At 70.5% G+C, this 25,161-nt stretch carries 24 protein-coding genes and 1 pseudogene; 12 read left to right on the forward strand and 13 right to left on the reverse strand.

From position 1 onward, the window contains the following. Position 1 precedes the first annotated feature (1 nt). Positions 2-697: a FadR/GntR family transcriptional regulator gene (locus tag ACIBKX_RS00110; protein ID WP_363275293.1), complete on the forward strand. Its 696-nt coding sequence runs from the start codon at positions 2-4 to the stop codon at positions 695-697. Positions 698-700: 3 nt separating this feature from the next. On the opposite strand, the gene ACIBKX_RS00115 is transcribed toward ACIBKX_RS00110, so the two are convergent. From ACIBKX_RS00115 to fabG, 3 genes are all read right to left on the reverse strand, one after another. Then, positions 701-1,003 (reverse strand): hypothetical protein, encoded by a 303-nt coding sequence (locus ACIBKX_RS00115; RefSeq protein ID WP_363275295.1) that lies wholly within the window; start codon positions 1,001-1,003, stop codon positions 701-703. Positions 1,004-1,118: 115 nt separating this feature from the next. Continuing rightward, positions 1,119-1,886 (reverse strand): enoyl-ACP reductase FabI, encoded by a 768-nt coding sequence (gene fabI / locus ACIBKX_RS00120; RefSeq protein WP_363275297.1) that lies wholly within the window; start codon positions 1,884-1,886, stop codon positions 1,119-1,121. 5 nt (positions 1,887-1,891) lie between these two features. Beyond that, the gene (gene fabG, locus ACIBKX_RS00125) at positions 1,892-2,611 is read right to left on the reverse strand and encodes a 3-oxoacyl-[acyl-carrier-protein] reductase (RefSeq protein ID WP_363275298.1); all 720 of its coding nucleotides are present in this window, start codon (positions 2,609-2,611) and stop codon (positions 1,892-1,894) included. A 188-nt stretch (positions 2,612-2,799) separates the two neighbouring features. Between fabG and ACIBKX_RS00130 the strand changes: the two genes are divergently transcribed. The 3 genes from ACIBKX_RS00130 to tyrS all read left to right on the forward strand — a co-directional run bounded on the left by ACIBKX_RS00130 (position 2,800) and on the right by tyrS (position 7,071). Beyond that, the gene (locus ACIBKX_RS00130; RefSeq protein ID WP_363275299.1) at positions 2,800-4,323 is read left to right on the forward strand and encodes a TldD/PmbA family protein; all 1,524 of its coding nucleotides are present in this window, start codon (positions 2,800-2,802) and stop codon (positions 4,321-4,323) included. Then, entirely contained in the window at positions 4,320-5,723 is a 1,404-nt protein-coding gene (locus ACIBKX_RS00135) for a TldD/PmbA family protein (RefSeq protein ID WP_363275300.1), read from the forward strand. The genes ACIBKX_RS00130 and ACIBKX_RS00135 overlap by 4 nt, the downstream gene beginning before the upstream one ends. Positions 5,724-5,802: 79 nt before the next feature. Further along, positions 5,803-7,071, forward strand: coding sequence for a tyrosine--tRNA ligase (gene tyrS / locus ACIBKX_RS00140; RefSeq protein WP_363275301.1), 1,269 nt, complete (start codon positions 5,803-5,805; stop codon positions 7,069-7,071). A 73-nt stretch (positions 7,072-7,144) separates the two neighbouring features. Here the strand turns inward: tyrS and ACIBKX_RS00145 are convergent, their stop codons facing one another. Continuing rightward, on the reverse strand, positions 7,145-7,420 hold the full coding sequence (locus ACIBKX_RS00145) for a GlsB/YeaQ/YmgE family stress response membrane protein (RefSeq protein ID WP_363275302.1): 276 nt from the start codon (positions 7,418-7,420) through the stop codon (positions 7,145-7,147). Positions 7,421-7,635: 215 nt separating this feature from the next. On the opposite strand from ACIBKX_RS00145, the gene ACIBKX_RS00150 reads away from it, so the two are divergent. From ACIBKX_RS00150 to ACIBKX_RS00160, 3 genes are all read left to right on the forward strand, one after another. Beyond that, positions 7,636-8,025 carry a DUF3099 domain-containing protein gene (locus ACIBKX_RS00150; RefSeq protein WP_363275303.1) on the forward strand — a complete coding sequence of 130 codons (390 nt, stop codon included), beginning with the start codon at positions 7,636-7,638 and terminating at the stop codon, positions 8,023-8,025. Positions 8,026-8,214: 189 nt separating this feature from the next. Continuing rightward, the gene (locus ACIBKX_RS00155; RefSeq protein ID WP_363275304.1) at positions 8,215-8,445 is read left to right on the forward strand and encodes a hypothetical protein; all 231 of its coding nucleotides are present in this window, start codon (positions 8,215-8,217) and stop codon (positions 8,443-8,445) included. Between the two features lie 228 nt (positions 8,446-8,673). Beyond that, on the forward strand, positions 8,674-8,796 hold the full coding sequence (locus ACIBKX_RS00160) for a hypothetical protein (RefSeq protein WP_363275305.1): 123 nt from the start codon (positions 8,674-8,676) through the stop codon (positions 8,794-8,796). 212 nt (positions 8,797-9,008) lie between these two features. Here the strand turns inward: ACIBKX_RS00160 and moaA are convergent, their stop codons facing one another. The 3 genes from moaA to ACIBKX_RS00175 all read right to left on the reverse strand — a co-directional run bounded on the left by moaA (position 9,009) and on the right by ACIBKX_RS00175 (position 12,217). Continuing rightward, a complete protein-coding gene (gene moaA / locus ACIBKX_RS00165; RefSeq protein WP_363275306.1) occupies positions 9,009-10,016 on the reverse strand; it encodes a GTP 3',8-cyclase MoaA in 1,008 nt (335 codons plus the stop codon). Between the two features lie 204 nt (positions 10,017-10,220). Then, complete coding sequence (locus ACIBKX_RS00170) at positions 10,221-11,852, reverse strand: cation acetate symporter (RefSeq protein WP_363275307.1); 1,632 nt, start codon at positions 11,850-11,852, stop codon at positions 10,221-10,223. Continuing rightward, positions 11,849-12,217 (reverse strand): DUF485 domain-containing protein, encoded by a 369-nt coding sequence (locus ACIBKX_RS00175; RefSeq protein ID WP_363275308.1) that lies wholly within the window; start codon positions 12,215-12,217, stop codon positions 11,849-11,851. Before ACIBKX_RS00175 ends, ACIBKX_RS00170 begins: the two co-directional genes overlap by 4 nt. Before the next feature lie 346 nt (positions 12,218-12,563). Between ACIBKX_RS00175 and ACIBKX_RS00180 the strand changes: the two genes are divergently transcribed. The 5 genes from ACIBKX_RS00180 (at position 12,564) to ACIBKX_RS00200 (ending at position 18,928) form a co-directional block, all read left to right on the forward strand. After that, complete coding sequence (locus ACIBKX_RS00180) at positions 12,564-14,108, forward strand: S8 family serine peptidase (protein ID WP_363275309.1); 1,545 nt, start codon at positions 12,564-12,566, stop codon at positions 14,106-14,108. Between the two features lie 14 nt (positions 14,109-14,122). Beyond that, on the forward strand, positions 14,123-15,703 hold the full coding sequence (locus ACIBKX_RS00185) for a S8 family serine peptidase (protein ID WP_363275310.1): 1,581 nt from the start codon (positions 14,123-14,125) through the stop codon (positions 15,701-15,703). 68 nt (positions 15,704-15,771) lie between these two features. Then, positions 15,772-16,356, forward strand: a complete 585-nt coding sequence (locus ACIBKX_RS00190; protein ID WP_363275311.1) for a hypothetical protein — start codon at positions 15,772-15,774, stop codon at positions 16,354-16,356. 7 nt (positions 16,357-16,363) lie between these two features. Continuing rightward, a complete protein-coding gene (locus ACIBKX_RS00195; protein ID WP_363275312.1) occupies positions 16,364-17,773 on the forward strand; it encodes a CoA transferase in 1,410 nt (469 codons plus the stop codon). A gap of 165 nt (positions 17,774-17,938) precedes the next feature. Beyond that, the gene (locus ACIBKX_RS00200) at positions 17,939-18,928 is read left to right on the forward strand and encodes a CopD family protein (RefSeq protein ID WP_363275313.1); all 990 of its coding nucleotides are present in this window, start codon (positions 17,939-17,941) and stop codon (positions 18,926-18,928) included. 18 nt (positions 18,929-18,946) lie between these two features. On the opposite strand, the pseudogene ACIBKX_RS00205 reads toward ACIBKX_RS00200, so the two are convergent. From ACIBKX_RS00205 to ACIBKX_RS00230, 6 genes and pseudogenes are all read right to left on the reverse strand, one after another. Beyond that, positions 18,947-19,990 (reverse strand): annotated as a pseudogene (locus ACIBKX_RS00205) (zinc-dependent alcohol dehydrogenase family protein). A 34-nt stretch (positions 19,991-20,024) separates the two neighbouring features. After that, a complete protein-coding gene (locus ACIBKX_RS00210) occupies positions 20,025-20,672 on the reverse strand; it encodes a lysoplasmalogenase (protein ID WP_363275314.1) in 648 nt (215 codons plus the stop codon). A 158-nt stretch (positions 20,673-20,830) separates the two neighbouring features. Next, positions 20,831-21,715 carry a sterol desaturase family protein gene (locus ACIBKX_RS00215; protein WP_363275315.1) on the reverse strand — a complete coding sequence of 295 codons (885 nt, stop codon included), beginning with the start codon at positions 21,713-21,715 and terminating at the stop codon, positions 20,831-20,833. 153 nt (positions 21,716-21,868) lie between these two features. Continuing rightward, positions 21,869-22,591, reverse strand: coding sequence for a VIT family protein (locus ACIBKX_RS00220; protein WP_363275316.1), 723 nt, complete (start codon positions 22,589-22,591; stop codon positions 21,869-21,871). A 24-nt stretch (positions 22,592-22,615) separates the two neighbouring features. Continuing rightward, positions 22,616-23,845, reverse strand: a complete 1,230-nt coding sequence (locus ACIBKX_RS00225; protein ID WP_363275317.1) for an amidohydrolase family protein — start codon at positions 23,843-23,845, stop codon at positions 22,616-22,618. Positions 23,846-23,853: 8 nt separating this feature from the next. Next, complete coding sequence (locus tag ACIBKX_RS00230) at positions 23,854-25,155, reverse strand: amidohydrolase family protein (RefSeq protein ID WP_363275318.1); 1,302 nt, start codon at positions 25,153-25,155, stop codon at positions 23,854-23,856. Positions 25,156-25,161: the final 6 nt, after the last annotated feature.

The raw sequence follows: 25,161 nt of genomic DNA on the forward strand, positions 1-25,161 counted from the left end.
CATGCCGCTGACCACCCCTCGCCGCTCAGCGCTCTCCGAGCAGGTCATCGCCGAGCTGCGCAGTCAGATCTCCTCGGGAGAGTGGCCGGTGGGCTCCCGCATCCCCACCGAGCCCGAGCTGGTCGAGCAGCTGGGCGTGGCCCGCAACACGGTCCGGGAGGCCGTTCGCGCCCTCGCGCACAACGGCCTGCTCGACATCCGGCAGGGCTCGGGCACCTATGTGGTCGCGACGAGTGAACTCGCGGGCGTCATGCAGCGCAGGTTCGCCGACGCGGAGCCCCGGCACATCGCGGAGCTGCGCAGCACCCTGGAGTCGAGCGCGGCGAAGCTGGCGGCGCGGCGGCGCACGGAACGCGACCTGAAGCAGCTGGACGCCCTCCTGAAGCGCCGTGAGGAGGCCTGGGCGTCCGGTGAGGCGGAGGCCTTCGTGACGGCCGACGCCACTTTCCACCTGGCGGTCGTGGCCGCGTCGCACAACGACGTGATGATGGCGATGTACGCGGACCTCGGCGAGGTGCTGCGGGACTGGCTGCGCGAGGACGTGGGCGAGGAGCTGACTCCGGAGAGCCACATGGACCATGCCCGGCTCGTCGACGCGATCCGCGAGGGCGACGAGGAGGCGGCGGCGAAGGAGGCGGCCGGCTATCCCTTCCTGTGCCGCCCCGAGCGCCTGGAGCAGCGCCGCGACCGCGCCTGAGCCTCATCTCTGATGGCTGACCCAGACCGACCTGATCTCCTTCCAGCACCGGCCGGTCAGCCGTACCGTCTCGGCGGGCCCCGCCTCGGCGAGTTCGCCGTCGCTGTCGATGTCCCACCACCGGTCGCACTCCACGTGCAGCCGGATCCGGTCGGTCTCCGGGTACGGGTTGTGGCAGTACGCGACGGCGTTCGAACCGTCGACGGAGGTGCGGCACTCCGAGCCGAACGGCCGGGGTTCGGCGCCGTTCGGAAGGGCGAGCAGCAGGCTGAGGGCGGCGAGCACCGCGGGAGGTGACAGGCGCACACCTCAGGGTGTGCGGCTCGGCACCGTCGCCGCCCGGCCGGTGGGCCGAACGGGGGACGCCCCGCCTCCCGCGCGATGCGGGGGACGGGGCGTCCACGACGTACAGAAGAGCCGGTCAGGCACCCATCATGTGCACGCCGCCGTCGACGTGGACGATCTCGCCCGTGGTCTTCGGGAAGAAGTCCGAGAGCAGCGCGACGATGCCGCGGCCCGCGGGCTCCGGGTCGGCCATGTCCCACGCCAGCGGGGAGCGGGTGTTCCACACCTCGGCCAGCTCGCCGAAGCCCGGGATGGACTTCGCGGCCATCGAGCCGATCGGGCCCGCCGAGATGAGGTTGCAGCGGATGTTGTCCTTGCCGAGGTCACGCCCGAGGTAGCGCGAGGTGGCCTCCAGGGCGGCCTTGGCCGGGCCCATCCAGTCGTACTGCGGCCAGGCGAACTGCGCGTCGAAGGTGAGGCCGACGATCGAGGCGCCGTCGTTCATCAGCGGGCGGCAGGCCATGGCGAGCGACTTCAGGGAGAACGCCGAGACGTGCATGGCCGTGGAGACCGACTCGAAGGGCGTATTCAGGAAGTTGCCGCCGAGCGCGTCCTGCGGGGCGAAGCCGATGGAGTGGACGACGCCGTCCAGGCTGCCGAGCTCCTCGCGGACGACGCCCTCCAGGCGGTCCAGGTGCTCCTGGTTGGTCACGTCGAGCTCGATGACCTTGGCCGGCTTGGGCAGCTTCTTGGCGATGCGCTCGGTGAGCGTGGGGCGCGGGAAGGCCGTCAGGATGACCTCGGCGCCCTGCTCCTGCGCGATCTTGGCCGCGTGGAACGCGATGGAGGACTCCATCAGGACGCCCGTGATCAGGATCTTCTTGCCGTCGAGAATTCCGCTCATGGTGATCAGTGACCCATGCCCAATCCGCCGTCAACGGGGATGACGGCTCCAGTGATGTACGAGGCGTCGTCCGAGGCGAGGAACTTCACCGCGGCGGCGATCTCCTCGGGCTGCGCGTAACGGCCGAGCGGCACCTGCGCCATGATGTTCGACCGCTGCTCGTCCGTCAGGGCCTTGGTCATGTCGGTGTCGACGAAGCCGGGCGCCACGACGTTGAAAGTGAGGTTGCGCGAACCGAGCTCACGGGCCAGCGAGCGCGCGAAGCCGACCAGACCGGCCTTGGAGGCGGCGTAGTTCGCCTGCCCCGGACCGCCCATCAGGCCGACGACGGAGGAGATCAGCACGACGCGGCCCTTCTTGGCGCGCAGCATGCCGCGGTTGGCTCGCTTCACGACACGGAAGGTGCCGGTGAGGTTGGTGTCGAGGACGGACGTGAAGTCCTCCTCGGACATGCGCATGAGGAGCTGGTCCTTGGTGATCCCGGCGTTCGCCACCAGGATCTCCACCGGGCCGTGCTTCTCCTCGATCTCCTTGTAGGCCTGCTCCACCTGCTCGGCGTCAGTGATGTCGCACTTGACGGCGAGGACGCCGAGCTCCGTGAGGGTCTGGGGCGGCTCACCCGAGCGGTAGGTGATCGCGACCTTGTCGCCGGCGTCGGCGAAGACGCGGGCGATGGCGAGGCCGATGCCCCGGTTTCCTCCGGTGACGAGAACCGAGCGGCTCAACGGATCACCCTTTCGATAGCGGTCTGGTACTTCGAGAACCTATCGGTACGGTGCTCCATACGGAGAATCGGTGACCGACAGTGGCTCACCGGAGTCACTGTCGGGTCCCTACAGAAAACTGTGGCCCATGGGCCCTCGCGCGCGACATGATTCTGACCTGACCGGTGCCGACAGCAGGGAGACATTCCGTGCCTCATTCCATCGACGCGGCCTTCACGGCGCTGCCGCTGCGGGCTCTGGCGGACGCCGCCCTTGCCCGCGCACGCGCCCTCGGCGCGGATCACGCGGACTTCCGCTTCGAGCGGGTGCGCAGCGCGTCCTGGCGGCTGCGGGACGCCAAGCCGTCCGGTTCGTCGGACACCACTGACCTGGGGTACGCGGTGCGGGTGGTGCACGGCGGGACCTGGGGCTTCGCCTCCGGCGTGGACCTGACGATGGACGCGGCGGCGAAGGTCGCGTCCCAGGCCGTGGCGATGGCGAAGCTGTCGGCGCAGGTCATCAAGGCTGCGGGGTCCGACGAGCGGGTGGAGCTGGCCGCCGAGCCCGTGCACGCGGACCAGACCTGGATCTCCTCGTACGAGATCGACCCGTTCTCCGTGCCGGACGAGGAGAAGAGCGGGCTGCTCGCCGAGTGGAGCTCCCGTCTCCTTGCCGCCGACGGGGTCTCGCACGTCGACGCCTCGCTGCTCACCGTCCACGAGAACAAGTTCTACGCGGACACGGCGGGGACGGTGACGACGCAGCAGCGGGTCCGCCTGCACCCGCAGCTCACCGCCGTCGCGGTGGACGACAGCAGCGGCGAGTTCGACTCGATGCGGACCATCGCGCCGCCGGTCGGCCGCGGCTGGGAGTATCTGACAGGGACGGGCTGGGACTGGGGCGCCGAACTGGAGCGCATCCCGGAACAGTTGGCCGAGAAGATGCGGGCCCCGAGCGTCGAGGCAGGCTCGTACGACCTGGTCGTCGACCCCTCGAACCTCTGGCTGACGATCCACGAGTCCATCGGCCACGCCACCGAGCTGGACCGCGCGCTCGGCTACGAGGCGGCGTACGCGGGCACCTCCTTCGCCACCTTCGACCAGCTCGGCAAGCTCGCCTACGGCTCCTCGCTGATGAACGTGACGGGCGACAGGACCGCCGAACACGGTCTCGCGACCATCGGGTACGACGACGAGGGCGTGGCCGCGCAGTCCTGGGACCTGGTCAAGGACGGCACGCTGGTCGGCTACCAGCTGGACCGGCGCATCGCGAGACTCACCGGCTTCGAGCGCTCCAACGGCTGCGCCTACGCGGACTCCCCCGGCCATGTGCCGGTGCAGCGGATGGCGAACGTGTCGCTCCAGCCCGATCCGGGCGGGCTCTCGACGGAGGATCTGATCGGCGGCGTCGACCGCGGGATCTATGTCGTCGGCGACCGGTCGTGGTCCATCGACATGCAGAGGTACAACTTCCAGTTCACCGGACAGCGCTTCTACCGCATCGAGAACGGCCGCATCACCGGACAGCTCCGCGATGTCGCGTACCAGGCGACGACCACCGACTTCTGGGGGTCGATGGCGGCGGTCGGCGGTCCGCAGACGTACGTACTCGGTGGCGCCTTCAACTGCGGCAAGGCCCAGCCGGGCCAGGTCGCCGCGGTCTCGCACGGCTGCCCGTCCGCCCTGTTCCGGGGCGTGAACATTCTGAACACCACGCAGGAGGCGGGTCGATGAGCTCTCGTACGAACAAGCCGCACGAGATCGTCGAGCGCGCCCTCGAACTCTCCTCCGCCGACGGCTGCGTCGTCATCGCCGACGAGGAGTCGACCGCCAATCTGCGCTGGGCGGGCAACGCCCTGACCACCAACGGCGTCACCCGCGGCCGCACCCTCACCGTCATCGCGACCGTCGACGGCAAGGAGGGCACCGCCTCCGGAGTCGTCTCGCGCTCGGCCGTGACCACGGACGAGCTGGAGCCGCTCGTCCGGGCCGCCGAGCATGCCGCGCGCGGGGCCGGGCCCGCCGAGGACGCGCAGCCGCTGGTCGTCGGGGCCGCCGGCGCCAACGAGTCCGCGCACTTCAGGGACGCGCCCGCCGAGACGTCCTCCGCGGTCTTCGCCGACTTCGCGCCCGCGCTCGGCGAGGCCTTCGCCAGGGCCCGCGCGGGCGGACGCGAGCTGTACGGCTTCGCGAACCACGAACTCGTGTCGAGCTATCTCGGTACGTCGACGGGGCTCCGCCTGCGCCACGACCAGCCCAACGGGACCCTCGAACTCAACGCCAAGTCCCCGGACCGCACGAAGTCCGCGTGGGCGGGGCGGTCCACGCGGGACTTCAAGGACGTCGACCCGGCGGCGCTCGACGCGGAGCTCGCGCAGCGCCTGGGGTGGGCCAAGCGGCGTGTCGAGCTGCCCGCCGGACGGTACGAGACCGTGCTTCCGCCGACCGCCGTGGCCGACCTGCTGATCTACCAGCTGTGGTCGGCGTCGGCGCGCGACGCCGCCGAGGGCCGCACGGTGTTCTCCAAGCCGGGCGGCGGCACCCGCGTCGGCGACAAGCTGGCCGAGCTGCCGCTGACCCTGCGCAGCGACCCGAACGAGCCGGGCCTGGAGTCCGCCCCGTTCGTGCTCGCGCACGCCTCCGGCGGGGACTCCTCCGTCTTCGACAACGGGCTGCCGCTGGCCGCCACCGACTGGGTGCGCGGGGGCGAGCTGACGCATCTGACCAGCACCCGGCACAGCGCGGCCCTGACCGGCCTGCCGCTGGCCCCGGCCATCGACAACCTCATCCTGGACGGCGGCTCCGACCGCTCCCTGGAGGAGATGGTCGCCGCCACCGGGCGCGGCCTCCTTCTCACCTGCCTCTGGTACATCCGCGAGGTCGACCCCGCCACGTTGCTGCTCACCGGGCTCACCAGGGACGGCGTCTATCTCGTGGAGAACGGCGAGGTCGTGGGCGAGGTGAACAACTTCCGCTTCAACGAGTCGCCGGTCGACCTGCTCTCCCGCGCCACGGAGGCCGGGCGCACGGAAAAGACGCTGCCCAGGGAGTGGGGCGACTGGTTCACCAGAGCGGCGATGCCGGCCCTGCGCATCCCCGACTTCAACATGAGCTCGGTCAGCCAGGGCGTGTGACGCCCATAGACTGGCCGGTGCCAACCCGTACCGGCCAGATCCGGTACCGGCCAGAAACCGTTCAAGGAGACACAGGACCGTGACGGACATCGTCGACGAGCTGAAGTGGCGGGGACTCTTCTCCCTGTCCACGGACGAAGATGCACTGCGCAAGGCGCTCGCGGACGGCCCCGTCACGTTCTATTGCGGATTCGACCCGACCGCGGCGAGCCTGCACGTGGGGCACCTCGTGCAGGTCCTCACCGTGCGCCGGCTCCAGCAGGCGGGCCACCGCCCGCTGGCCCTGGTGGGCGGCGCCACGGGTCAGATCGGCGACCCGCGGCCGACCGCCGAGCGCACCCTGAACGACCCGGAGACGGTCGCGAACTGGGTGGCCCGGCTGCGGGCGCAGATCGAGCCGTTCCTGTCCTTCGAGGGCGAGAACGCCGCGACGATGGTCAACAACCTGGACTGGACCGCGGGCCTCTCCGCGATCGAGTTCCTGCGCGACATCGGCAAGCACTTCCGCGTGAACAAGATGCTGACCAAGGACTCCGTGGCCCGCCGCCTGGAGTCCCAGGAGGGCATCTCGTACACGGAGTTCAGCTACCAGCTCCTTCAGGGCATGGACTTCCTGGAGCTGTACCGCCGCCACGGCTGCACGCTCCAGCAGGGCGGATCCGACCAGTGGGGCAACCTCACGGCCGGCATCGACCTGATCCACCGCCTGGAGCCGGACGCGACGGTGCACGCGCTCGCGACGCCGCTGATGGTCAAGGCGGACGGCACCAAGTTCGGCAAGACCGAGGGCGGCGCCGTCTGGCTCGACCCGGAGATGACGACGCCGTACGCGTTCTACCAGTTCTGGCTGAACGTGGACGACCGGGACATCTCGACGTACATGCGCATCCTGTCCTTCAAGTCCCGCGAGGAGCTGGAGGAGATCGAGAAGCAGACGGAGGAGCGTCCGCAGGCGCGCGCCGCGCAGCGCGCGCTCGCCGAGGAGCTGACGACGCTGGTGCACGGCGCCGACCAGTGCGCCGCGGTGATCGCCGCGTCGAAGGCGCTCTTCGGCCAGGGCGAGCTCGCCGACCTCGACGAGGCGACGCTGGGCGCGGCCCTCTCCGAGCTGCCGCACGTCAAGACGGCCGAGCTCGGCCCGGTGGTGGACCTCTTCGCGGAGGTCGGCCTGGTGGCGAGCAAGTCCGCGGCCCGGCGCACGGTCAAGGAGGGCGGTGCCTACGTGAACAACGTGAAGGTGGCCGCCGAGGACGCCGTGCCGTCCCGCGACGAGCTGCTGCACGGGCGCTGGCTGGTCCTTCGCCGGGGCAAGAAGAACCTGGCGGCGGTCGAGGTCGTGGCGGGCTGACCCGCATCGTCCGTACGCGTGCCGAGAGGGCCGGTCCGTCGGGGCCGGCCCTCTCGGTGTGCGCGCGGCGTGGCTAGGCCGACTGTTTGTTTCCCTTGATCATCTTGTACGCCATGTCGCCGACGCCCACCACGACGAGCGCCGCGACCAGCTGAAGGGCGTGCCGCCCCCAGTCGATGCCCCTGGTCTCGTCGATGCCGAACGCGGCGGCAAGCGAGTTGCCGATGATCGCGCCGATGATGCCGAAGATCGTGGTCAGCCAGAGCGGGCTGTGCTGTTTGCCGGGCAGGATCGCCTTGGCGATCAGCCCCAGCACGAACCCCACGATGATGGCCCACAACCAGCCCATAGCTGCCTCCTCATACGGCTCAACATGAGCGTTACGGTCAGTGTCGGCCTGTCCGCCATACGGCGCATGTCGGGCACCCCCATACGTGGCACGGCGCAGCGAGTACGCCGATATCGGACCGGACCCGGTCTCGTAGCCTGCGCAGCCCCGGCGTAACGTGGAGCAGGTCCGGGCCGGGGAGAGTCCGGCGTCTTGTGAGCAGGCGGTGGAATGTGATGCGGAAGCAGAGCGGCGCCCAGGTCTTCCGGATCACAGGGGCCAGGCAGGGTCTCGCGGAGGATGTGCGCGGCCGGCAGCGGCGGTACGTGATCTCGATGTCGATCCGTACTCTTTCGGTCATTGCCGCCGCCGTGCTGTGGAACGTCGAGCGGCATGTCGCCCTCGTCGCACTGGTGCTCGGAATACTCCTGCCGTACATCTCCGTGGTGATCGCCAACGCGGGCCGGGAGAACGCGCCGTCGCTGCCGTCGACCTTCGTACCGGCGCCGTCACGGCCGATGATCGCTCCGCCGGCCGCGCCGAGCGGGCCCGCGGAATCGTTCCCGGAAGCCGGTGCGGGCCCGGCGTCCGGTGAACCCGGAGCACCTTCCGGTCACCAGAACTGACCGTCGACGTTGCGCCAAGCTCAAGAAAAGCTCAGATCAATCATGTACTTCAGGTCCCAGGCACCGGGTCCCCCATGACATACTTCGTACGCGCTCCGCATCCCCCGTCGGAGCGACAGACCGACGCCGGGCAGCTCCCCCCGTGGCTGCTCGGCGTCGCCTTGTTTTGAACGCACTTGGACGTTACCTGTGAGCGACGAATCACCGATCTGTTCCGCCAAGGGCTGCCGCGTCGACGCGGTGTGGGTACTGGCGTGGAACAACCCGAAGATCCACACGCCCGAGCGCCGCAAGACGTGGCTCGCGTGCGATGAACACCGTGAGCATCTGTCCCAATTCCTCGGTGTGCGCGGCATGTTGAAGGAAGTGGTGGCGCTGGCGGAGTGGGAGTCGCGGGACGACGCCACGGGCGAAAGCTGAGCGGAATCCGGCAACTCCCTTTTCCTGTGCGGCCGTTGGGCGCCAGACCTGACACGCCAACCTCAAGAAAAGCTCAGATCAATAGCGTTGTTCCGGTGCCCGGTGTCAAATCCCCCGTGGGATACTTGGCACGCGCTCCGCATCCCCCGTCGGAGCGGCGGACCCCACACCAGCCACCCCTGTGTGTGGTTCCGTGCGGCCATTTTCAGGGTGAAGGGCGGTGAACACATGAAGGATCGTCAGCACAAGCCGCGCAAGCGCTGGACCGGCGCCGAGAGGTGGCAGGTCAGCATCGGACTGCTCGGCTTACTCGTAGCGATCACCGGATGCGTGGGGCAGTTCGTCCAGTAGGCGCCCCACCCACGAGAACGACGGCCGCGATCGGGCTGCGACACGCAGCGAGCCCGGTCGAGTGATGGGCGACCGGGCTCGTGAACTACTGCGCGAAGGGCCTCACTCTGGCAGGAGTCGGGGCCCTTCGTCGTGACCGGAACAACCGTTCACAACGGTGGAAATACTACCGCGCGTGGCGCTCCGGAGGCCAAGACTGAGTGTCTTTGCCCTTAGCCGCCGATCGCCGACATCGGCCGCTCAGGCTGGAGGAACGACGGGTCGTCGAGGCCCGAGCCCGCCTTCTTGCCCCACATCGCCAGCTTCCAGATGCGGGCGATGGCCTCGTCCGAACCGTCCTCGCTGTCCTCCGGGCGCGCACGCAGCGCCCCGCGCAGGTCCGTCTCCTCGGTGGCGAACAGGCAGGTGCGGACCTGGCCGTCGGCGGTGAGCCGGGTGCGGTCGCAGGCGGAGCAGAACGGGCGGGTGACGGAGGCGATGACGCCGACGCGATGCGGGCCGCCGTCCACGATCCAGCGCTCGGCCGGCGCCGAGCCGCGCTCGCCGGAGCCCTCCTCGGTGAGCTCGAAGCGCGTACGCAGCGACTGCAGGATGTCACCGGCGGTGATCATTCCGTCGCGCTTCCAGCCGTGCTGGGCGTCGAGCGGCATCTGCTCGATGAAGCGCAGCTCGTACTCGTTCTCCACCGCCCAGGCGAGCAGGTCCGGGGCCTCGTCGTCGTTCAGGCCCGGCATCAGGACCGTGTTGACCTTGACCGGGGTGAGGCCGGCGTCGCGGGCCGCTTCGAGGCCTTCGAGCACGTCCTTGTGGCGGTCGCGGCGGGTGAGGGTCTTGAAGACGTCGGGGCGCAGGGTGTCCAGCGAGACGTTGACCCGGTCCAGGCCGGCTGCCTTGAGGGCCTTGGCCGTGCGCTTGAGGCCGATGCCGTTGGTCGTCAGGGACATCTTGGGGCGCGGCTCCAGCTGGGCGCAGCGCTCGACGATGCCGACGAGGCCGGGGCGCAGCAGCGGCTCGCCGCCGGTGAAGCGGACTTCCGTGACGCCGAGCTGTGTGACGGCGATGCGGACCAGGCGGACGATTTCGTCGTCGGTCAGCAGATCCGGCTTGGCCAGCCACTGCAGGCCTTCTTCGGGCATGCAGTACGTACACCGAAGATTGCATCGGTCGGTCAGCGAGACCCGCAGATCGGTGGCCACTCGGCCGTAGGTGTCGATGAGCACGTGGGCCCCCTCCCTGATCCTGTTCAGCCACTTCCGGTCCAGATACTGCCGAGCCTACGTGACGGGACTGACATCGACGCGGGCCCGATCCCACGAGGAGCGGCGCGGCCGCGTCGTAGAGATCTACCAAACGATCTCCGACGCGGCCGCTGACGTGCGGGTTCAGCTGTTCTGACGTGCGGGTTCAGGCGTAAGAGCAGCGGATCAGTGCGCTCCGGTTCCCGTGAGGGACCGGACCTCCAGCTCCGCGTACTTGCCCTTGTCGGGCTCCTCCTTCGACAGGACCGTGCCGAGCCAGCCGAGCAGGAAGCCCACGGGGATGGAGATCAGGCCCGGGTTCTCCAGCGGGAACCAGTGGAAGTCGACGCCCTTGAACATCGACGTCTTCGGGTTCCCGGAGACCACCGGTGAGAAGAGCACCAGGAAGACCGCCGTGAAGAGGCCGCCGTAGATCGACCAGAGCGCGCCCTGCGTGGTGAAGCGCTTCCAGAAGAGGCTGTAGAGGATCGTCGGCAGGTTGGCGGACGCGGCGACCGCGAAGGCGAGCGCGACCAGACCGGCCACGTTCAGGTCGCGGGCGAGCGCGCCGAGCGCGATGGAGACGATGCCGATGAAGACCGTCGCCCAGCGGGCCGCCTTCATCTCCTCCTTCTCGGAGGCCTTGCCCTTCTTGATGACGTTGGCGTAGATGTCGTGCGCGAACGACGACGACGAGGCGAGGGTCAGTCCGGCGACCACCGCGAGGATGGTGGCGAAGGCGACCGCCGAGATGGTGGCCAGCAGGATCGCGCCCCACGAGGAGTCGACGCCGCCCAGATGCAGGGCGAGGAGTGGTGCCGCCGTATTGCCCGCCGGGTTGGACTCGATGATCTCGGCCGGCTTGATGAGCGCGGCGGCGCCGAAGCCGAGCGCGATCGTCATCAGGTAGAAGGCGCCGATGATGCCGATCGCCCAGTTCACGGACTTACGGGCGGCCTTGGCGGTCGGCACGGTGTAGAAGCGGATCAGGATGTGCGGCAGGCCCGCGGTGCCCAGGACCAGGGCGATGCCGAGCGAGATGAAGTCCAGCTTCGAGGTGGACGTGGCGCCGTACTTGAGGCCGGGCTCGAGGAACTTGGTGCCCTGGCCGCTGTTGGAGGCGGCCGTGCCGAGCAGGTCGGAGACGTTGAAGTTGAACTTCAGCAGCACCAGGAAGGTCAGCAGCAGGGTGCCCGCGATGAGCAGCACGGCCTTGACCATCTGCACCCACGTGGTGCCCTTCATGCCGCCGATGGTGACGTAGACGATCATCAGTACGCCGACCAGGGCGACGATGCCGATCTTGCCCGCGTCGGAGGTGATGCCGAGCAGCAGCGAGACGAGGACGCCCGCGCCCGCCATCTGCGCCAGCAGGTAGAAGATCGACACGATGATCGTGGAGGTGCCCGCGGCCGTGCGCACCGGGCGCTGGCGCATCCGGTAGGCGAGCACGTCGCCCATCGTGTAGCGGCCGGAGTTGCGCAGCGGCTCGGCGACCAGCAGGAGGGCGACCAGCCAGGCGACCAGGAAGCCGATGGAGTACAGGAAGCCGTCGTACCCGAAGAGGGCGATGGCGCCCGCGATGCCGAGGAAGGACGCGGCCGACATGTAGTCGCCGGAGACCGCGAGGCCGTTCTGGAAGCCGGTGAACTGGCGACCGCCCGCGTAGAAGTCGGCGGCGCTCTTGGTCTGCCGGCCCGCCCAGACGGTGATGAAGAGGGTGGCGACGACGAAGACGGCGAACAGGGAGATGATCAGCGGCCGGTGCTCGCTGGCCTCGCCCGCGGCCAGGACTGTGGTGTTCAGCGCGGGGCTCATGCGCCGCCCTCCATACGGGACTTGATCGCCTCGGCCTTGGGGTCCAGCTTGGTGGCCGCGTGGCGGGAGTACCACCAGGCGATGAGGAACGTGGTCAGGAACTGCGCGAGGCCGAGCACCAGGGCGACGTTGATGTTGCCGATCACCTTGGTGCCCATGAAGCCGCCCGCGTTGTTCGAGAGCAGCACGTACACCAGGTACCAGAGGATGAAGGCGATGGTGAGCGGGAAGGCGAAGGAGCGGTGGGCGCGGCGGAGTTCACCGAACTCCGGGCTCTGCTGCTCCTGGACGAACTCCTCCGTGGTCGGCATGTGGGGAGTGGGGTCTGCGCCGCCCTTCGACGGCGGCGGTGCATCGGTGGCCACGGAGTCTCCTCGTGGTGCGGGTGTGGTGGGGACGGACGTCTGATCCATGGACTCTCTCTGATCCCGGCGGGACACTCTGGTCCCGGCGTGACACGGATCACGTGAGCCACGGATGGCGATGCTAAGGCCACGGGACGTGATCCGACAGGGGGGTTGATGTTGCTTCCGTTTCCTTTTCAACGTCGTCACGACGACCTTGTCCCGGCCACACTCCCCGATTTCTTCGGGAATCCGTTGCTGGCCTGGGAGTTCTGGGGATAGCTTCACCCTGCAATACCCGTCATGTACCTGCCCGATCACCCGTCGTGTTCGGGCAGTTCACGTATCCGGATGATGTGGAGATCCCATGGCTCATCTGCGCTCCAGACGCCGAATCGCGCTCACCGTGCCCCTCGGCATCGCGCTCGCGGCATCGGTCGGCTTCGCACCCGGCGTCGCGACGGCGGTCCCCTCCGACGCTCCCGCGACCGCGCGGACCGCGGCGGACGCCGACGCACCGAAGCTCGCGTACGTCGTCAACACCCGCGCGGACCGCGGCACGATCGAGTACGTCAAGAAGGCGATCGCCAAGGCGGACGGCTCCGTCGTCGTCGCGTACGAGAAGATCGGCGTGATCGTCGCGCACTCGGCCAACCCCGACTTCGGCAAGCAGCTGCGCAAGGTCAAGGGCGTGCAGTCCGCGGGTGCCACCCGCACCTCGCCGCTGACGGCCGCGGGCACCACGGAGGAGGGCGCCCCGTCCTTCCTGTCGAAGGCCGAGGCCAAGTCCCTCAAGGCGCAGGCGGCTTCGGGCGCCGAGCCGTACGAGGCGGACCAGTGGGATCTGCGCGCGATAGGCGCCGACAAGGCGGCGAAGATCAACCCGGGCAGCTCCAAGGTCACCGTCGGCGTCATCGACACCGGAGTCGACGACACCCACCCCGACCTGGCGCCCAACTTCTCGGCCTCGCAGTCGGCGAGCTGTGTCGGCGGCAAGGCGGACACCTCGCCCGGCGCCTGGCGTCCGGAGAAGAAGGAGCACTACCACGGCACGCACGTGGCCGGCGAGATCGCGGCCGCGCGCAACGGCGTGGGTGTCGCGGGTGTCGCGCCCGGCGTGAAGGTCGCGGGCATCAAGGTGGCCGACCCGGTCAGCGAGCTGTTCTTCCCGGAGAGCGTGGTCTGCGCGTTCGTGTTCGCCGCCGACAACGGCATCGAGATCACGAACAACAGCTACTACGTGGACCCGTGGCTCTACAACTGCATGGACGACCCCGACCAGCGGGCCATCGTCGACGCGGTCAACCGGGCCCAGCTGTACGCGCAGCGCAAGGGCACCCTGAACCTGGCGTCCGCGGGCAACTCCAACCACGACCTCGCCGCCGACGAGATCCTGGACGACTCCAGCCCGGACGACTCGACGCCGGTGCCGCGCACCATCGACCCGTCCGAGTGCTTCGACGTCCCGACGCAGCTGCCCGGTGTGGTCACGGTCAGCGCGACGGGCGTCAAGGACCTCAAGTCGTACTACTCCACGTACGGCAAGGGCGTCATCGACATCGCGGCCCCCGGCGGCGACAAGTACCAGAAGCCGGCAGACACCCCGTCGAAGGACGGCCGCATCTTCTCCACGATGCCCGGCAACGAGTACGCCTGGCTGCAGGGCACCTCGATGGCCTCGCCGCACGCCGCGGGCGTCGCCGCACTCCTGAAGTCGACGCACCCGAAGGCGAGCCCCGCCGAGTTGCAGCGTCTTCTTAAGAAGCAGGCCGACAACCCGGGTTGCCCCACCGAGCCGTACGACCCGGACGGTGACGGCGATGTCGACGCGATCTGCGAGGGCGGCCCGAGCAAGAACGGCTTCTACGGCAGCGGAATCGTCGACGCGCTCGACGCCGTGAAGAAGAAGTGAGGGGAACCCGCACCATGACCGCACCCTTCACGCGCTCCCGTCGTGTGCTCGCGCTGCCCCTGGGAGTGGCGGTGGCCTCGGCCGTCGCCTTCCTGCCGGGGACGGCGGCGGCACAGCCGGACGCCGCGTCGCAGCCGGGTCCGGTGTCCTCCGTGGTGGACGCCCTCGCGGGCGTCGCGGACGGCACGTCGATGAGCTACGTCGTCAACGTCCGCGCGGGACACGCCGGTTCACCGTCCGCCAAGACATCGGCGTACGTGAAGAAGGCGATCGCCGAAGCCGGCGGCTCCGTGGTCATCGCGTACGACAAGATCGGCGTGATCGTCGTCCACTCGTCGAACGCGGACTTCGCCAAGGAGATCCGCAAGGTTCGCGGAGTGGCTTCGGCGGGGGCGACCCGGACGGCGCCGCTGTCCGCACAGTCCGACAACGCGTTGGAGGCCGACCGGCCGCTGACCGCCGCCGAGGCCGAGAAGGCCGCCGGGCAGGCGGCTCCCGGCCAGGACGAGTACGAGCCGCTCCAGTGGGACCTGCCCGCCATCAAGGCGGACCAGGCGCACAAGGAGTCGCTCGGCAGCTCCAAGGTCACCGTCGGCGTCCTGGACTCCGGCGTGGACGACACGCACCCGGACATCGCGCCGAACTTCGACGCGAAGGCGTCCGCGAGCTGCCTGGGCGGCGTGCCCGTGCAGAAGGACAACGCGTGGCGTCCGGTGGCCAAGGAGAGCGACCACGGGATGCACGTGGCGGGCACCATCGCCGCCGCGAAGAACGGCACCGGCGTCACCGGTGTCGCTCCGGGCGTGAAGGTGGCGAGCCTGAAGGTGGCGGAGCCCGCGACCGGCATGTACTACACGGAGGCCGTCGTCTGCGGCTTCATGTGGGCGGCCGATCACGGTGTCGACGTCACCAACTCCAGCTACTACACCGACCCGTGGCTGTTCAACTGCAAGACGGACGACGACCAGAAAGCCCTGGTCGACGCCGTCGGACGGGCCACCCGGTACGCGGAGCGCAAGGGTGCGGTCAATGTCGCGGCGGCCGGAAACGCCAAGACGGATCTCGCGCAGGAGGAGATCGTCGACGACTCCAGCCCCGACGACACGACGCCCACGGAGCGGACCATCAAGACCGCGGACTGCTTCGACCTGCCGTCGCAGCTTCCGGGTGTCGTGACGGTCTCGGCCACGGGTGCCAAGGGCATCAAGTCCTCGTACTCGAACTACGGCCAGGGCGTCGTCGACATCGCGGCGCCGGGCGGCGACTCGACGAAGTTCCAGACGCCGGACGCACCGGCCACGGACGGCCGCATCCTGTCGACGCTGCCGGGCGGCAAGTTCGGCTACAAGGCGGGTACGTCGATGGCGTCCCCGCACGCCGCGGGCGTCGCCGCGCTGATCAAGTCGGCCCACCCGCACGCCTCTTCGGCGGCGGTGAAGGCCCTGCTGTACGCCGAGGCCGACGCCATGAAGTGCACCGATCCGTACGACATCGACGGTGACGGCAAGGTCGACGCGGTCTGCGCGGGCGGCAAGAACAAGAACGGCTTCTACGGAGTCGGCATGATCGACGCCTTGGACGCCGTGCGGAAGTAGCGGACAGGCAAGGCGAGTTGGGCCGGGCGGTCGCGGACCGTCCGGCCCTTCGCGAGAGGATCTCCCCCATGTATGAGTACAAGGACTCCGACATGTATGAGTACAGGGACTCCGAGTTCGTCCTTGCCGACACCGCGCACTGGGTGGCGTGGCCCGTCCGCCCCCGGTGGCAGCTCGTGCTCGGCTTCGTCGCCATGCTCCTGTGCGTGCCCCTGTGGTGCGCGCTTGCGGTGGTGGTCCTCGCCGGGTTCATCGCCGTCCTGTTTCTCGCGGAGATCGTCGAGGCGGCCAGTTCCTCGGGCGGGCAACGCCTGACCGCTCTGGCGGACCGGATGCTGGACCGCCTCAAGCCGCCGGCCTGGTGCGTGACCTGGCCGGAGCTGCGGCACGAGGGCGACACGGACTACTACCGCGCGCGGGTCGACAAGGTCCTCGGACGCTGGACGGCCCGCGCCTCGGCCCCGAGCGAGCCGAAGAAGCCGCGCCCGCCGGTCGAGTGCGAGATCTCCTGGCGCGACTACCGCGGCGTGGGCGGCGACTACGTCGTCCGCACGGCGACCGCCCAGGGGTGGGAGCTGCGGCCTTCCCTTCCGGAGGAGTCGGTCAGGCTGTGGTGGTCCGCGGCGTCCGGTCCGGCGGCCGGCGAGGCATAGTGCCCGCATGACTCACCCACTGCTCACCGGCACGCGTACGGCCTGGGTCGCGCTCGGCGGCGACCCCGCCCTGCTCTCCCGCGTCTCCCCCGTCGTACGGGACGGCGCGCTGCCCGCGCGGCTGCCGGTACGGGAACTGGCCCGCGCCTGTGTCGGCGCCTGCGCGCTCGCCGCGGCCGAGCTGACGGCGGTGCGCACCGGGCGGGCCGCGCCCCGGATCAGGCTCGACGACGGGGCGGTGGCGACGGCGTTCACCAGCGAGCGGCAGCTGCTCGTGGACGGCAGGGAGCCGGTGAACTTCGCGCCCCTGTCCCGCTTCTGGCGCACCGCGGACGGCTGGGTGCGGACCCACGCGAACTATCCGCACCACCGGGCGGCACTGCTGACCGCGCTCAAGTTGCCGGACCGGGCGTCCGTGGAGGACGTCGGCACGGCACTCGCCGAGCGGGGCTCCGTGGACGTGGAGGACACCGTGTACGCCGCCGGGGGCCTCGCCGTGGCGCTGCGTACGCCCCAGGAGTGGGCCGCGCACCCGCAGGGCGTCGCGGTGGCCGAGCGGCCGCTGCTGAGCCGCGAGCGGGCCGGTGAGGGCCCCGCACGCACCCTTCCCGCGCTGAGCGGTGACCCGCTGCTGCCCGCGGCCGGGCTGCGCGTCCTCGACCTCACGCGGGTCATCGCGGGGCCCGTCGCCACCCGCACCCTCGCGCTGCTCGGCGCCGACGTGCTGCGCGTCGACCCGCCCCGGCTGCCCGAACTCCCGGACCAGCACGCCGACACGGGCTTCGGGAAGCGGTCGGCGACGCTCGACCTTGCGGGGCATGCCGACCGGCGTACGTTCGACGAACTGCTCGCCGCGGCCGACGTGGTCGTCACGGGCTACCGGCCCGGCGCCCTCGACCGGTTCGGGCTCGACCCGCGTGACCTGGCCGGGCGGCGGCCGGGGATCGTGGTGGCGCAGCTCTCCGCGTGGGGCGGTTACGGGCCGTGGGCCGGGCGGCGCGGCTTCGACAGTCTGGTGCAGGTCGCCACGGGGATCGCCGCCACGGAGGGCTCACCCGATCGGCCGGGCGCGCTGCCCGCGCAGGCCCTGGACCACGGCACGGGCTATCTGCTGGCCGCCGCGGTCCTGCGGTCACTGACCGAGCAGGCGGCGGGCGGGGGCGCGGACGGCGGGGCGCGGGTGGTGCGGCTCGCGCTCGCGCGGACGGCGGGCTGGCTAACCGGCGGTGTCGGCGGCGGCTCCGAAGCCCCGGACAGGCCCGGCCGCCCGTACGAACCCGGCCCCTGGCTGGCCGAGACGGACGGCCCGCCGGGACGGCTGCGGTACGCGCTGCCGCCCGTGTCCTTCACCGGCGGGCCAGCCAACTGGTCCGGTCCGCCCGGCCGTTGGGGAGCGGACGCACCCGAATGGCGGTGACGGCGGCCCGGCGGTCGGAATGGTATTCCGCCAGTTGTTTGCCAGGACTTGCCCGTTAAGGGCACACCTGGTGAAGATCTTGTGGTGAGTCCCATACAACCGTCCGCCGAACCCGGGGGCGAGGCGGCCGCCGAAGCGGCCCCCTCGGTCTCTCCCGTGTCCCCCGTGTCCCATCGCGCCCCGCGCGGCCACCGCCCCTCGTCGGCGCGTGCCGTCGCCGTGCTCGTCCTCGTGGCCCTCGCCGCGCTGATCCCGCTGCTCGGCCCCTCGGTCGCCCTTGACGGCACCGGAGAGGCCGAGGCGCCGGGTACGGCGGGGATCACGTTCCTGCGGACGGTGCTGTTCGCCGCGCTGTGCGTGCAGTTGGGCGAGGTGTACGCCATCCGGCTCGCCCGCCGGGTGCCGGGGGCGCCGCTCCACCTGGAGCCGCGCAGTTGGGCGACGTACGCGGCGGTCGCGGGGATCGTCGCGGCGCTGGGACTCGCCTCCGTGGTGGCCACCGGCAATCTGGTGCCGGATCAGCTCTCCGACATGGATATCGGCGGTCTCTATCAGTCACGGGACGGCCGGCTCGCGCTCCTGGAGGTCAACGCCTTCGTCGTGGCGCTGCTCTGCGCCCGCTCCCGCCGCCCCTCGACCGCCGCCCTGCCGCTGGCCGCGGTGATCGTGGCGGAGGCGCTGCGCGCCCATCCGCCGGTGGAGGACACCCCGCTGATCGGCTCGGGCCTGACCCTGGTCCATCTGACCTGCGGGGTGCTGTGGGCGGGCGGCCTGCTCCAGGTGATTCGCACGCTGCGGCTGTGGCGGGCGTCCGCTCCGGGGGAGGGCGCGGCGCTGCTCGGGCTCTACGCGCGCGTGGCGGCCGTTCTGCTCGCCGCCATCACCGTGACGGGGGTGTTCAGCACGCTGCGCCGGATGCCGGCGAGCACGGTGCTCGACCAGCTGACGGAGACGGCATACGGGCGCACACTGCTCGCCAAGGTGCTCCTGGTGGTGGTCGTCGCCGTCTTCGCGCTGCTCGCCCGAGCGCGGCTGCGCAAGTCCGCCGATCCCGTCTCCGCGTACGTACCCGCGCGCGGGGAGGTCGCCGTGCTCGGCCTCGTCGTGGTGGTGTCGGCGCTCCTGACGGCGCTGCCGCTGCCGATCCGCTGGTGAATCGCTCTCCGGAGCGGCTCAATTGGTCACCAGGACCTTGAGCGCGGTCCGCTCGTCCATTGCCTTGTAGCCGTCCGGTACGCCCTCGACGTCCACCGTCATGTCGAAGACGGGCGAGGGGTCGAGGGTGCCGTCGAGGACGTCGGGCAGCAGCTCGGGGATGTACGTCCGCACGGGTGCGACACCGCCGCGCAGGGCGATGTTCCGGTCGAACATGACGCTCAGGTCGAGGCCCGTACTGCTGCCGTGCGGCACTCCCACGAAGCCGATGGCCCCGCCGTCGCGCGCGACGTTCACGGCGGTCCGCATCGACTGCTCGGTGCCGACCGCCTCGATCACGCAGTGCGCGCCCTGGCCGCCGGTGAGTTCGCGGACGGCCTCGACCGCAGCGTCCCCGCGCTCGGCGACCACGTCGGTGGCCCCGAAGCGGCGCGCGATGTCGGTACGCGCCTCATGCCGGCCCAGCGCGACGACGCGTTCCGCGCCGAGCCGTACGGCGGCGAGCACCGCGCAGAGCCCGACGGCCCCGTCGCCGACGACCACGGCGTTCGTGCCGGGCCGTACGCCCGCGCCGAGCGCCGCGTGATGGCCGGTGCCCATGACGTCGGAGAGGGTCAGCAGGGCGGACAGGAGGCGGTCGTCGGACGCGGCCTCCGCGGGCAGCCCGACCAGCGTCGCGTCCGCGAAGGGGACACGCACCGCCTCGCCCTAGCCGCCGTCGTAGCCGACCGCGCCCCAGAATCCGCCGTGCTCGCAGGAGGTGGTCAGGCCCTCCCGGCAGTAGTCGCAGACGCCGTCCGACCACATGAAGGGCGCGACGACCAGGTCGCCCTGCCGGAAGGCGGTCGCTTCGGAACCGGTCTCTTCGACGACGCCGAGGAACTCGTGGCCGATGCGCTGCCCCGGCTGCCGCGCGGACTCGCCGCGGTACGCCCACAGGTCGCTGCCGCAGACGCAGGCCCGCAGGACGCGTACGACGGCGTCGGTGGGCAGTTGGACGACCGGTTCGGGCACGTCCTCCACCCGCAGGTCGTACGGTCCGTGGATGGTGGTGGCGCGCATCGGGGTGCTCCTAGGCTTCTTGCCAGAGCCCCCCTCAGGGCGTGTCTGTCCGCCCTTCACCGTACGTCGGAGTCGGTGCCGTCCGCGCGTTCAGCGCCGTCAGTACGCCCCTGGCCAGCAGGAACTGTGCGGCGATGTACGTCAGCATGATCCAGAAGTCGGGGCGCGGGGCCTGTGGCCACTCGGCGACGCCGGTCGCGATGAGGGTGTCCGACAGGAGGAAGAGCGCGCCGCCCGCCGCCGCCGTGAGGCCCAGCGTGGTCGCGCCGAAGGCCATCGCGGTGAGCAGCAGGCTGTAGCCGGCCACCGGTCCTCGCATGTCCGCCGGGAGGTCGGGCCACAGGAGTACGACGGTCGTGATGAGGGCGGCCGCGTACGCCGCGACGAGGCCGGCGCCACGCGCGCGTGCCGTGCCGTAGCCCTGGCCGTGCCGCTTGAAGAGGACGAGGTAGCAGACGTGGCCGACCGCGAAGGAGCCCATGCCGGCGAGGAACGCGACGTCGGCGTCCGCCAGGAGCAGGGTGTCGCCTCCCCAGCCGAAGAGGAGGGCGGCGATGAGGAGGCGCGGGCCTCTGACCGTGGCCACGTACGCCGCCAGGAGCGGCATGAGGAGGGGCTTGAAGAGAGTGTGGCCCGTGTCGTAATCGGCCAGCAGTGCCACCAGGTCGCCTGCTGCCGCCACGGCCAATGCAGCGAGGAGCAGCCTTGCTTTCGTGGGCGCCGCTTCTCCGGTGCCCGGCAGCGGGGGTTGTGCCCACCCTTCCCCAAGCTCTCGAATTCGCTCGAGCAGGGGAGGCCCCACTCGCCCTGCGGAACGCCTGCCCACAACGGGAGAGGACTTCATGCCGCACTCTCCGGAACCGGCTCGGGCGACTTGGCCGGAGGTGTCTGTGGCTGTGGCTGCCAGCCCGGGCCCCGGAACACCCGGCCCGCCCGTTCGCGCCAGGTCGTCGCCGCTTTCAGGTCCCTCGCGATCGCCGCGTACTCGTGCGTGGCCACCCGCAGCGGGTTGTACGTGGTGATGTTCTTCGTCAGGCCGTAGACGGGGCGGTCCGTCTCGGCGACCCAGGAGCCGAACATCCGGTCCCAGATGATGAGGATGCCGCCGAAGTTGCGGTCCAGGTAGCCGCCCTGCGAGGCGTGGTGGACGCGGTGGTGCGAGGGCGTGTTGAAGACGTACTCGAAGGGCCTGGGCAGCCTGTCGATGCGCTCGGTATGGATCCAGAACTGGTAGACGAGGTTCGCCGACGAGCAGAACGCGAGCGCGGCCGGGTGCACGCCGAGCGCGATCAGGGGGACGTAGAAGGGCCAGACCGTCAGGCTTGTCCAGGGCTGGCGCAGCGCCGTCGTGAGGTTGAACTTGCGGCTGGAGTGGTGCACCACGTGGCAGGCCCACAGGATGCGGATGACGTGATGTCCCCGGTGCGACCAGTAGTAGAAGAAGTCCTGCGCGAGCAGCATCAGCGGGATCGTCCACCACAGCACGGGGATGTGCAGCGGCGTCACCGCGTAGATCGCCGTGTAGACGGCGACGATGGGGATCTTCCACAGGAAGTCGAAGGCGAGGCTGCCGAGCCCCATGGTGATGGAGGTGGCGGCGTCCTTCGTCTCGTACCCGGCGGCGTCCTCGTCGGGATGGATCCGGTGACTCACCATCTCCACGACCGTGAGCAGCACGAAGGCAGGTATGGACCACAGCACGACATCGGGCAGGTTCGGGGACATGCGTGCACGGTAAGGGCCCTCGGCGGGCCGCCGCTAGACGTAGTTACTGACAAGTATTACCAGCGGTAAGGAAGTCGCTTTTGGCGGAGCCCGCCAAAAGCGGACGCTCAAACACCGACTGCTCGGATGCTCGGGCACCCACTGGCCGGACGCTCAAACACCCACCGCCCCGAGCAGCGTGCCCGCCCCGTAAGTGACCGCCATGGCCAGCGCCCCGCCGCCCATGTTCCGCAGCACGGCCGGCCGCGCCTTTGCCGAGCCGAGCCGGGCGCTGCTCCAGCCCGTGAGGGCGAGCGCCCCGAGCACCGAGAGGACCGTGACCCCGAGGCGCCAGTCGGCGGGCGGCAGCACGATCGCGAGGAGCGGCAGGAGCGCGCCCACCGTGAAGGCGACGAAGCTGGCCCAGGCCGCGTGCCACGGGTTGGTCAGCTCGTCGGGGTCGATGCCCAGCTCCACGCGCGCGTGGGCCCGCAGCGCGTCCCGCTCGGTGAGCTGCAGGGCCGCCTCGCGGGCCACGTCACGGCTGAGCCCGCGCTCCTCCAGAAGCCCGGTCAGCTCGACCAGCTCGGCCTCCGGCTGCTCCCGCAGCTCGCGCTTCTCCATCGCGAGGGCGGCCTTCTCCAAGTCGCGCTGCGTGGACACGGAGACGTACTCGCCCGCGGCCATCGACATCGACCCGGCGAGCAGCCCGGCGAGCCCGGCCGTGAGCAGCGTGCTGCGCTCGCCCGTGGCCCCGGCGACGCCGACCACGAGCCCCGCCGTGGAGACGATGCCGTCGTTGGCCCCGAGCACGGCGGCCCGCAGCCAGTTGAGCCGCGAGGCGAGCGCGCCGCCGTGCCCTGGGTCGTGCGGTTCGTCGTGCGTCGCTTCAGTCACGCAGGGAGCATCCCACCGCTTGCGTCACCAGACGCGAACCGACCCTCCCGGAGCGAACACCGGGCTCGTCGCGTCGGCGGGCGGCTCCTTGAGGGGTTCGTCCAGTTCCTGGACGGTCGGTCCGACGTCCGCCGCGATCGCGTCAAGGAGCTCCAGGTCGAAGCCGTAGACGCGGGCCGCGTTGCCGCCGGCCATGGCGGCGATCTCGTCCCTCGGAAGACCGGCGTACGCGATGCGCAGGCCTTCGCGCGAGTACGGGTGCGTGCCCTCGTCGTGCGGGTAGTCGCTGCCCCACATGATCTTGTCGAGGCCGATGCGGTCGCGCATGGCCGCCTCGTGCGGGCGCATGAAACTGGCGCCCACGAAGCAGTTGTCGCGCCACACCTCGGAAGGGCCCTTGCCCATCGAATCGGCGAGTCCCGCGCCGAACTTGGACTCGGCGGTGTCCGCCTTGGAGGCCGCCGCGACCAGCCGCCCGTGGTAGTAGTCCAGCATGTCGAGCACGCCGGGGATCCAGCCCGAGCCCTGCTCGGTGAGGACGAGCCGCAGCTCCGGGTGGCGGCGGAAGGCACCGCCGAACACGAGGTGCCACAGCGCCCGGTGCGAGAACCACGTCGTCTCCACCATGAAGACGGCCCGCGCGGCCGGTTCCTCGCCGAGCGGCGGGGAGGCGGAGCCCGCGTGGTGGTTGACCGGCATCCCGCGCTCGGCGCAGGCCGCCCAGATCGGGTCGTACGTCGAGGAGTACAGCTCCGGAAGTCCGCTGCCCGGCGGGGTGCCGGGCAGCAGGAGGCCGCCCTTGAGGCCTGCGTCGGCCGCCCAGTGGATCTCCTTGACGGCCTCCTCGACATCGTTCAGGAGTATCTGGAAGACGCCCGCCCTGCGGCCCGGCGCCGCGGCACAGAAATCGGCGAGCCAGCGGTTGTGCGCCCGCAGCCCCGCCCAGCGCTGCTCGAACTCCTCGCGCGTGGGCGCCGGGGCCATCAGGGAGGCGCTCGGGAAGAACGGCGGGATGGTGTTCGGGAAGACCACCTCGGCGACGATGCCGTCCCGCTCCAGCTCGGCGACGCGGCGCTCCGAGTTCCAGTTGCGGTCGGCGGTGTCGGCGAGCAGGTCCTCGTACGGATTGACGTAGGTCGCCGCCCACGCGTCGAACGCGTCGTGGTGACGGGACTCCAAGTAGGGCTTGTAGTCCAGGAGATCGGCGCCCGCGTGGCAGTCGGCCGAGATGACGGTGTAGCGATCCCCTGTCATGTGCGGTGTCACGTCTGGGCCCCCAATACCGGGAAGTCGTGGTCGGTCAGCCAGTGCCGGCCCACGTCGCGCGAGCGCGCCCAGGAGGCTTCCACGGCCGTCTGGTCCTCGCTCTGTCCGAGTTCGGCGGGCGTGGGACCGATGCGGCGGGCCAGCGGGGCCAGCTTCTCGGTGTCGAAGCCGAAGACGTCCGCCGCCGCGAGGCCCAGCATCCGGCGGGTCTCCCCCACCGGGATGTCGTGGAAGGTCTTCTTCAGCCACGCGCGCGTGTCGGGCCAGGTGCCCTCGGGGTGCGGGAAATCGCTGCCCCAGAGGATGTTGTCGACGCCGATCTCGTAACGCTGGGCCAGCTCACGGCGCTTGGTGTTGGTGGCGCAGACGAAGATCTGCCGGTCCAGGTACTCGTGCGGCGGCCGCTTGAGCTCCGCGAACGGGGAGAGCTTCTTGCCGCCGTGCGCGCCCAGGTAGAGCCGGTCCATGAACCACAGGAGGTTCGGCAGCCACCAGCAGCCGGACTCCGCGACACCGAACTTCAGCCCCGGATGGCGCTCGAAGACCCCGGACCAGAGCATGAACCACAGCGGCCGCGCGGGCCACCACGTCACTTCGGAGACATAGATCCCGAGATGGTCGCCGTACTCGTGGCGCGGTGCCGCCCCGGAGTGCGTCACCACGGGCATCGCGCACTCGGCCGCCGCCGCCCACACGGGGTCGTAACGCCGGTCGTGGTAGGGCGCCTTGTCGACCCACATGGAGGGGATCATCAGCGCGCCCAGGCCCGACTCCTTGGCCCGGTGGACCTCGGCGACGACCCGGTCGACCTCTCCGGTGATGGGCAACAGCGCGACGCCACAGTGCCGTTCGGGGTGCTCGGACACGAAGTCCGCGAGCCAGCGGTTGTGCGCCTGCGCGCCCGCCATGCCCAGCTCCGGGTCCTGGTCCCCGGAGAGGCCGAGGCCCACTCCGAAGGGCGCGGCCGTCTGGCTGTCCACGGCGTCCGCGTCGGGGAAGACGACCTCGGCGGCCACCCCGTCGCCGTCCAGCTCCTTGAGGCGCTGCGCGGTGTCCCAGCCGCCGCGCAGCCCCTCCTCGTTGTCCTCGAACCACTTGGCGGCGAACGCGTCGTTGCGGATGCCGAGCCGGGTCGCCTCCTCCCGGCGGGCGTCCCGCTCGCCGAGGAAGCCGTCGAAGTCCCGGTGGAATCGGCTGTCCAGATAGGGCCGGTACTCCTCGGTGGGGAGCCCGGCGTGGCAGTCGGAGGAGATGATCAGGTACGGGTCCTGCGGATCCCGGTGACCCTGCTCGCTCATCGGTGG

Origin of the sequence: Streptomyces sp. NPDC050658 (assembly GCF_044457025.1) — a bacterium.
GTDB lineage: Bacteria > Actinomycetota > Actinomycetes > Streptomycetales > Streptomycetaceae > Streptomyces.